The 7,299-nt window shown below is 36.6% G+C and carries 7 protein-coding genes; 4 read left to right on the top strand and 3 right to left on the bottom strand.

Annotated elements, in window-relative coordinates:
• On the top strand, window positions 1-1,448 hold a 1,448-nt coding region (locus tag E1171_RS11910), incomplete at its 5' end, for a SusD/RagB family nutrient-binding outer membrane lipoprotein (protein ID WP_222931483.1).
• A gap of 278 nt (window positions 1,449-1,726) precedes the next feature.
• Here the strand turns inward: E1171_RS11910 and E1171_RS11905 are convergent.
• From E1171_RS11905 to E1171_RS11895, 3 genes are read right to left on the bottom strand one after another with little or no spacing between them, the layout of a single operon-like run.
• Window positions 1,727-2,431: a LytR/AlgR family response regulator transcription factor gene (locus E1171_RS11905; protein ID WP_155206228.1), complete on the bottom strand. Its 705-nt coding sequence runs from the start codon at window positions 2,429-2,431 to the stop codon at window positions 1,727-1,729.
• Window positions 2,428-3,456 (bottom strand): sensor histidine kinase, encoded by a 1,029-nt coding sequence (locus E1171_RS11900; RefSeq protein ID WP_222931482.1) that lies wholly within the window; start codon window positions 3,454-3,456, stop codon window positions 2,428-2,430. Before E1171_RS11900 ends, E1171_RS11905 begins: the two co-directional genes overlap by 4 nt.
• A 25-nt stretch (window positions 3,457-3,481) precedes the next feature.
• Window positions 3,482-4,048, bottom strand: coding sequence for a hypothetical protein (locus E1171_RS11895; protein ID WP_155206226.1), 567 nt, complete (start codon window positions 4,046-4,048; stop codon window positions 3,482-3,484).
• Window positions 4,049-4,478: 430 nt separating this feature from the next.
• Here E1171_RS11895 and E1171_RS11890 point away from each other — a divergent pair, with 430 nt between their 5' ends.
• The 3 genes from E1171_RS11890 to E1171_RS11880 all read left to right on the top strand — a co-directional run bounded on the left by E1171_RS11890 (window position 4,479) and on the right by E1171_RS11880 (window position 7,217).
• Entirely contained in the window at window positions 4,479-5,474 is a 996-nt protein-coding gene (locus E1171_RS11890; RefSeq protein WP_155206225.1) for an isoaspartyl peptidase/L-asparaginase family protein, read from the top strand.
• 113 nt (window positions 5,475-5,587) lie between these two features.
• Window positions 5,588-6,574, top strand: a complete 987-nt coding sequence (locus E1171_RS11885; RefSeq protein WP_155206224.1) for an aldo/keto reductase — start codon at window positions 5,588-5,590, stop codon at window positions 6,572-6,574.
• Between the two features lie 67 nt (window positions 6,575-6,641).
• Window positions 6,642-7,217: a DJ-1/PfpI family protein gene (locus tag E1171_RS11880; protein ID WP_155206223.1), complete on the top strand. Its 576-nt coding sequence runs from the start codon at window positions 6,642-6,644 to the stop codon at window positions 7,215-7,217.
• Window positions 7,218-7,299 lie beyond the last annotated feature (82 nt).

The following is a 7,299-nucleotide window of genomic DNA, read 5'->3' as shown; positions in this document are numbered from 1 at the left end:
AAAAATTTAAATTCAGTAAAATGATACATAAAATAAAATCATATTTTCTCACCCTACTAATTGTAGGGGGGTTAATAAGCTGCGGAGATTTTCTCGATGTAAATGAAGATCCCAATAATCCCCAAAAGGTAACAGAAGATTTAGTATTGACCGCCGTTTTGTCGAATTTCTCCTATGAAGTTTTGGGCGGTTATCCGGTTAGGGTAACCAATACCTGGATGAATCAGACTTTTTATGGAGCCGCAGCTCCTAATTACGGGACTTATGATGTGGATGAAAATGACGTAAACAATACCTGGCGATTCTATTCATATACCGACGTAATGCAGAATTGTAAGGAGTTGGAAAAAATGGCAACTGAAAGTGGTAATCTACATTATCGTTCAATAGCAAATATTATTTTGGCATGGAACATATCTATTATAACGGATATGTTTGGAGACGCTCCTTTCTCTGAAGCTTTTCAGGCCGTTGATGGTGTTTTAAAGCCTGTTTATGATTCTCAAGAACAGATTTATGAACAAATTCAACTTCTTTTAGATCAGGCAATTGTGGATGCAGATGCTCAAAGTCTAAATTCTCCCTCTTCAAATGATATTGTCTATGGAGGGAATATGGGGGCCTGGAAAAGACTAGCCTATACTTTAAAGGCCCGATATTATCTACGTCTAAGCAATGCTCCAGGGAAAAGTGAAGTGGAACAGGCTCAATTAGCGCTTAATGCACTAGGGAAAGGGATGAGTTCTAATGCAGATGCCCCATCCGTTAAATATTTTAATAGTCCTGATGCTGAAAATCCTTGGTATCAATATGCCAGAGATGGAAAGTGGAATACCTGGACTCGTCCTCATGCAGATTACGTCGCATTGCTTTACGATTTAGAGGATCCAAGAATGGATTTTCAGTTTAATGCCAATGCATCAGGTGTTTATGCGGGAAGTACCAGCGATGTTGGTACTGCGGATGAAACCATTTCGGAGATTGGGGATTTTTATAGTGCTGCTGATGCGCCATTGTATTGGTTGGTTTATGCTGAGGTTCCCTTTATTAAAGCGGAAGCCGAGTTGTTAAAGTCAGGAGGAGTGACGACTTCCGTAATTGAAGCTTATGTAGAGGGCATTGAGGCTTCAATGGATATGTATGGCATTAGTGATATTGATGAGTATCTTCAGATGAATGTTTTAGATAATGATCCAGAAAAAGCTTACGAACAATTGATGACTCAAAAATACATTGCAAATTATCTTCAATTGGAGAATTATCATGACTTTAGGCGTACTGGATATCCTCAATTAAATGTAACACCAAGCAGTATTATGAATGAGATTCCAGTGCGATTTCCATATCCCAGTACCGAATTGCTTTATAATGCTGAAAATGTAGCAAAAACGGGAATCCCAAATGGAATTAAAGCCCTGGGTGTTCCGGTTTGGTGGGACGGAAATTAGTAGGGCTAATAAAGATTGATGTGATCAAAAGAGATTTAAAATCCTATTTCAAGGGATCTTAAATCTCTTTTTTGGTGGGGCGGGAGGAGCTTTAATTTGGTTTTGTTTATTGCCATGTTTTATTGACTTATTTTATTTTTTGTCGGTTGGGAAAAGTAAATGGAACTATCAATAGAAATTTTTGAAATGGTTGGGTGAACTTCTATGAAAGTGTGTGGTGGGATGTCAAAAAGCTGAGTATTCCCCAAGTTGATTAATCAAAAAGAGTTATCAAATAATTAAACCCCGCTCCTTTTTTTAATCATTTCAAGAAAGGATATTTTATAAATTTGTCCTATAGGAATAGAGTAGTCTTTTAGTTTAGCCATATTTCCTTCAATTATATCCAAGTGGTTTAATGAAATGATGAAGGATTTGTGAATCCTAATAAACTGATGGTTGGGTAATTGAGCCTGTAGGGCCTGCAAGGTAGAATGTACTAATATAAAAGTATTACTGAAGGTAACTTTTACATAATCACCCTTTGCTTCCAGGAAGAAGATATCCTCAAAATTTATTTTATGGATTTTCTTATCCGCTTTTAAAAGAATAAATGGTTCGCTTTGTTTAATAGGCTCTTTTGAACTCAGAGAAATGTATTTTTGCACAGCTTTAAGGAAACGTTCAAAAGTAAAAGGTTTTAAAAGATAATCTACTGCATCAACCTCAAAACCTTCCAAGGCGTATTCTGGATAGGCTGTGGTAAAAATTACTTTCGGGGGATTTGAAAGGGACTTATATAATTGTAACCCGGATAATTTGGGCATGTTGATGTCGAGGAATATCAGCTGGATTTCAGCATTATTTAAAATTTCGAGAGCTTCAATAGCATTATTGCAGCATTGAACTAAATAAAGGTTAGGGTTGTCATTTATGTATTTCTTTAATATATCCTGAGCTGCAGGCTCGTCTTCGATTATTAGGCAACTTATTAATTGGCTCATACCGTGATACTTAATTTTACAGAAAAAGAATGATGATCTTCGGATGTTTCAAACTGATGATTATCAGGATAAATTAGTTGAAGTCTCTTTTTTATACTTTTTAATCCAAGACCTCCATTTTGATGTTTTTTAATTTCCTGACTAATTCCTTTATTATTTTGAATCCTGAATTCAACCTTCTTTTCATTAGCTTTTAATGAGGCCTTTAAAAATGTGTTTTCTAAATCCCCTTTAATTCCATGCTTAAAACTGTTTTCTACCAGGGGAAGAAGTAGCATGGGGGCAATTTTTGTTTCAGGATACTCCACTTCTTCTTTAAAATCAATTTTGGCTTTTGAGCCCGTTCGGTATTTTTGAAGCTCGATGTAATTGTTGATTAGTGCAATTTCAGCTTCCAATGGGACCATTTCTTGGTTGGCTTCATAAATCACGTATCGCAAAGTATCCGAAAGCTGAATAATAGCATGGGGAGTTTCTTCCTTTTTATTTATTGCCAAGGAATACAGTACATTCAGGCTGTTAAAAAGAAAGTGGGGATTCAATTGATTAGAAAGTAATTTAAGTTCAGCTTCAGCTTTTTCTTTCTCCAGAGAAACTACCTTTTGTTTTTCTTCTTGTAATAGAAACCTTTCTTTTGAAAGCTTTAATAACGTGGTCAGGACAATAAGTGTTAAGGAGAAAAGACAAATGTCATCCAGCTCGTAGTATGAGATAAAGTAATACCCTGGGAGGAATTGATCTATGTATTTTTCAAAAAGCAACAGGTTCATTTTGCTGCTAATCAGGATACCCAAAGTTACCGTTGATGTATATAAAAAATAGTATTTGCGATACAGTAACTTGGGGATTAATAAAAGAAGATTGATATAAACCCCAAATAATAGTGGAAATATGAAAATACCAGTATAGATGTACTCAATTTTTGAGGCCTTAATTCCCTCTGTAAAAATACTTAGGAGCACCCAATAAGTGATTCCCCAAAATAGGGTATGATGAATTACCCTATTTTGGATTAATTTTTTCAAAATTAAATGATGTTGGTATGTCATATTATCTTTTTCTTTTTAAGTTGATGACATTTCCCTCAAATAATTTTTTATCTTTTGAATATTTTATTACAAATTTTTGCAGTTCTTCCGTGTTTGCAGTGAGTAAAATGTTATCCTCTGTTTGTTCATGTTTTATTTTCACCTTTTTTTTAGTAATTAATTCTCCTATGTAATCAGCGTCAAACTGTTCAATTTGGATCGTGTTTTTCCCTTTCTTGGAAAACCGAGCAAAGGTATGAACAGGAAAAAGTTGGACATCTAAAGGTACTTCCTCGGGGTAAAAATCAAAATAGAATTTTCCTCCCAGCTTGAGTAAATGTACATCTAAAAATTTTGCCTTATCATTCTCATATCTGGTGAGTAGGTAGGATTTTTTATTTTCTCCTCTTTGAGTTTTCTTTTGACTAAACTTCCATAAGTTTCCCTCCTGATCTTCCCAGGTGCCAATCACCTGAGTATCAAAGATCAGATCTTTTTGAGTGTAAAGGGGATGTACGGATGGAATACATCCTGCTAAAAAGAGAATTAATAAAAGGGATAATAAAATGGATTTTTTAATAATTTTCATAAACGTAAATTTTAAAAGTTAAACAACTAAAACAAAGGAAAGTAAGAAATAAGAACCCACATAATAATTTAGGTGAACGCCGTGATTTCATCGCCAAACAATTCCTAACGATTGTTCTGATTGAAAAACAGAGTTGTTTTCATTAAAATTCTGAAAGGTATTATGGAACATTCAAATAAGATTTTTCAGTCCTTAGTTAATATGCTTTCTTTTAAATAAGTGAAAAACATAAAAGTTAAATGGTTGGGGATATAGGAAGGTTTTTTAAAACCAGGAAGGAGGATTTAGCAGTTTTAAAATTAACTTTTAGGATATTTTGAAGGGTTAGCGGATAAAGTTTTTCGTTTTGTAAAATCTGGCTGTAGGAGGTTGATTTTCTTGAATTTTGCTATATATTTAATGATGTCTTTACAATCAGTTTTTTTCTTGTATGGTGAAAAATAGAAGAAAATTTTTAAAAGTATCTGCTTTTGGAGTTGCCGCCATGAGCTCTTTCATCTCTTTAGCTGCCGATAAGGAGAAAAAGAAAAAAGGAAAAAAGGTGACCAAACCCATTGTTATTTCTACCTGGAATCATGGATTGGCAGCAAATGCTGAAGCATGGAAGATTTTATCAAAAAATGGTAGAGCCATTGACGCCGTTGAAAAGGGTGTAATGGTTGCTGAGGCAGATCCAAAAGTAAGAAGTGTGGGATATGGGGGGTACCCCGACAGAGATGGAAACGTTACTTTGGATGCTTGCATAATGGATGAAAATAGTGATTGTGGGTCGGTGGCTTGTCTGCAAAATATTAAACATCCCATTGCAGTGGCGAGAAAGGTGATGGATGAAACCCCTCATGTTATGTTAGTGGGGAATGGGGCTTATTATTTTGCAAGAGAAAAGGGATTTCCTCATGAAGATTTATTGACAGCTGGTTCAATAAGAGATTGGAAGAACTGGCTAAAAGAGGCTAAATATAAACCAGTAGTAAATATGGAGAACCATGATACTATTGGAATGTTGGCGCTGGATGCAGAGGGTAATATGTCAGGTTCCTGTACTACAAGTGGGGCTGCTTGGAAATTGCATGGAAGGGTAGGGGACTCTCCAATTATTGGGGCTGGATTATTTCTGGACAATGAGGTAGGTGCTGTCTGCGCAACCGGTTTGGGTGAAGCAGTAATAAGAACAGCGGCCAGTACAGTTGCAGTGGAGTTAATGAGGCAAGGGTATTCACCTTTGGAGGCTTGTAAAGAGGCGATTCAAAGGATAATTTCTAAACATAGGAATCACCCGGACAGGGACCATTTGCAAGTGGGGCTACTGGCATTAAATAAATTGGGTGAATATGGAGGTTTTAGTATTCGGCCTGGATTTAATTTTGCTGTTTGTGATGCTATCCAAAATAACCGTTTGGAAGATGCTTCCTATGAAATAAAATGATGCTCAAGAGGCACAAAATAGGTGTGCCTTATACGTGATGGAAAATGAATCAAAATTCTTACTTTATCCTTAATACCGAAAAATTGAATTAACCATAAAATCAGCCTTTACAAATGAACTACAGAACACTTGGGAAAACAGGGTTTGAAATATCCGAGATTAGCTTGGGGACTTGGCAGGTTGGAGGCAAATGGGGAGCCCCCTTTTGTCATGAAAATGCTGATCAAATATTGAATTTGGCTGCGGATTCCGGAATTAATTTTATTGATACCGCTGATGTTTACGGTGATGGAGAAAGTGAAAAAGCTGTAGGGAAATTTGTTCGTTCTCATGGGGAAAGAATATATGTAGCTTCAAAGTGTGGCCGGCGGTTAAATCCTCATGTAGGAGAAGCCTATCAACCCAGGGTTTTAAGAAAGTTTGTGGAAGATAGCCTTAAAAATACAGGTCTGGAGGTGATTGATCTAATGCAATTGCATTGTGCTCCAACAGAGGTGTATTACCGACCGGAAATATTTGAGTTGTTTGACCGCCTGATTGAGGAAGGTAAAATTCTGAATTTTGGGGTTAGTGTGGAAAAGGTGGAGGAGGCTTTGAAGGCTATTGAATATTCAAATGTAAGTACAGTGCAAATTATTTTTAATATGTTTCGCCACCGGCCTATAGAGTTGTTTTTTGAACAGGCCCAAAGGAAAAACATAGGAGTAATAGCAAGAGTCCCTTTGGCTAGTGGTATCTTGACAGGGAAGTTTCATAAAGATATGTCCTTTTCAAAAGGAGATCATCGGTTTTTTAATAGGGAAGGACAGGCTTTTGATAAAGGGGAATCTTTTTCTGGGGTGGACTTTGAAATAGGATTGGAAGCTGTGGAAAAGCTCAAGGGGTTGTTTCCAGAAAGCGAAAATTTTGCATTAGTTGCTTTGCGCTGGATTTTAATGTTTAGGGAAGTAAGTTGCGTTATTCCTGGAGCCTCCAGACCAGAACAGCTAAGTTCCAATTTATCAGTAATGAATGTTCCGGATTTTTCTGATGAACAGGTAATGGGGATAAAGCAGATTTATGAACATTATATCAAGCCTCAGGTACATCATTATTGGTAAATGAAGTGTGTTCCAATAAAGGTAAATACCTTTTAAATATTAACTTTTCCTGAAAATTAACTCTGGTATGAAAAAAATTCTGTTTTTAACTGGTGATTTCGCTGAGGACTATGAAACTATGGTTCCCTTCCAGATGCTCGAAATGGTAGGACATCAGGTGCATGCTGTTTGCCCAGATAAGAAAAAGGGAGATTGTATCAAGACTGCCATTCATGATTTTGAAGGTGATCAGACTTATACGGAAAAGCTGGGACATAATTTTCAATTGAACTATTCTTTTAGTGAGGTGACGGCCTCTAATTATGATGGTTTGGTGATTGCTGGGGGACGTGCACCGGAGTATCTGAGATTAAAAGGTGAGGTTTTAAGAATGGTGAAGCATTTTTTTGAGGAGAATAAGCCTGTGGCGGCCATATGTCATGGAATTCAAATTTTGACTGCTGCAGACGTGGTAAGGGGTAGAAAGCTGACGGCTTACCCAACTGTTGGCCCAGAGGTGGCATTGGCTGGAGGTGAATTTCAAGATGTTCCAGCTCATGAGGCCGTAGTAGATGGAAATCTGGTGACTTCTCCTGCATGGCCGGCTCATGCGAAGTTCATTCGTGAATTTTTGAAGTTATTAGGTACGAGGATTGAATTGTAAGTCCAACCGGGATTATAGTTCTAAAAACTGGTAAATTCGTCAAAGGAAATTCTTAAAAAAACTTGTCAGTTTTTTTCTTTTT

It is taken from the genome of Xanthovirga aplysinae, assembly GCF_009711365.1.
Taxonomy (GTDB): domain Bacteria; phylum Bacteroidota; class Bacteroidia; order Cytophagales; family Cyclobacteriaceae; genus Xanthovirga; species Xanthovirga aplysinae.
This window is presented reverse-complemented; position numbering and strand designations above follow the sequence as displayed.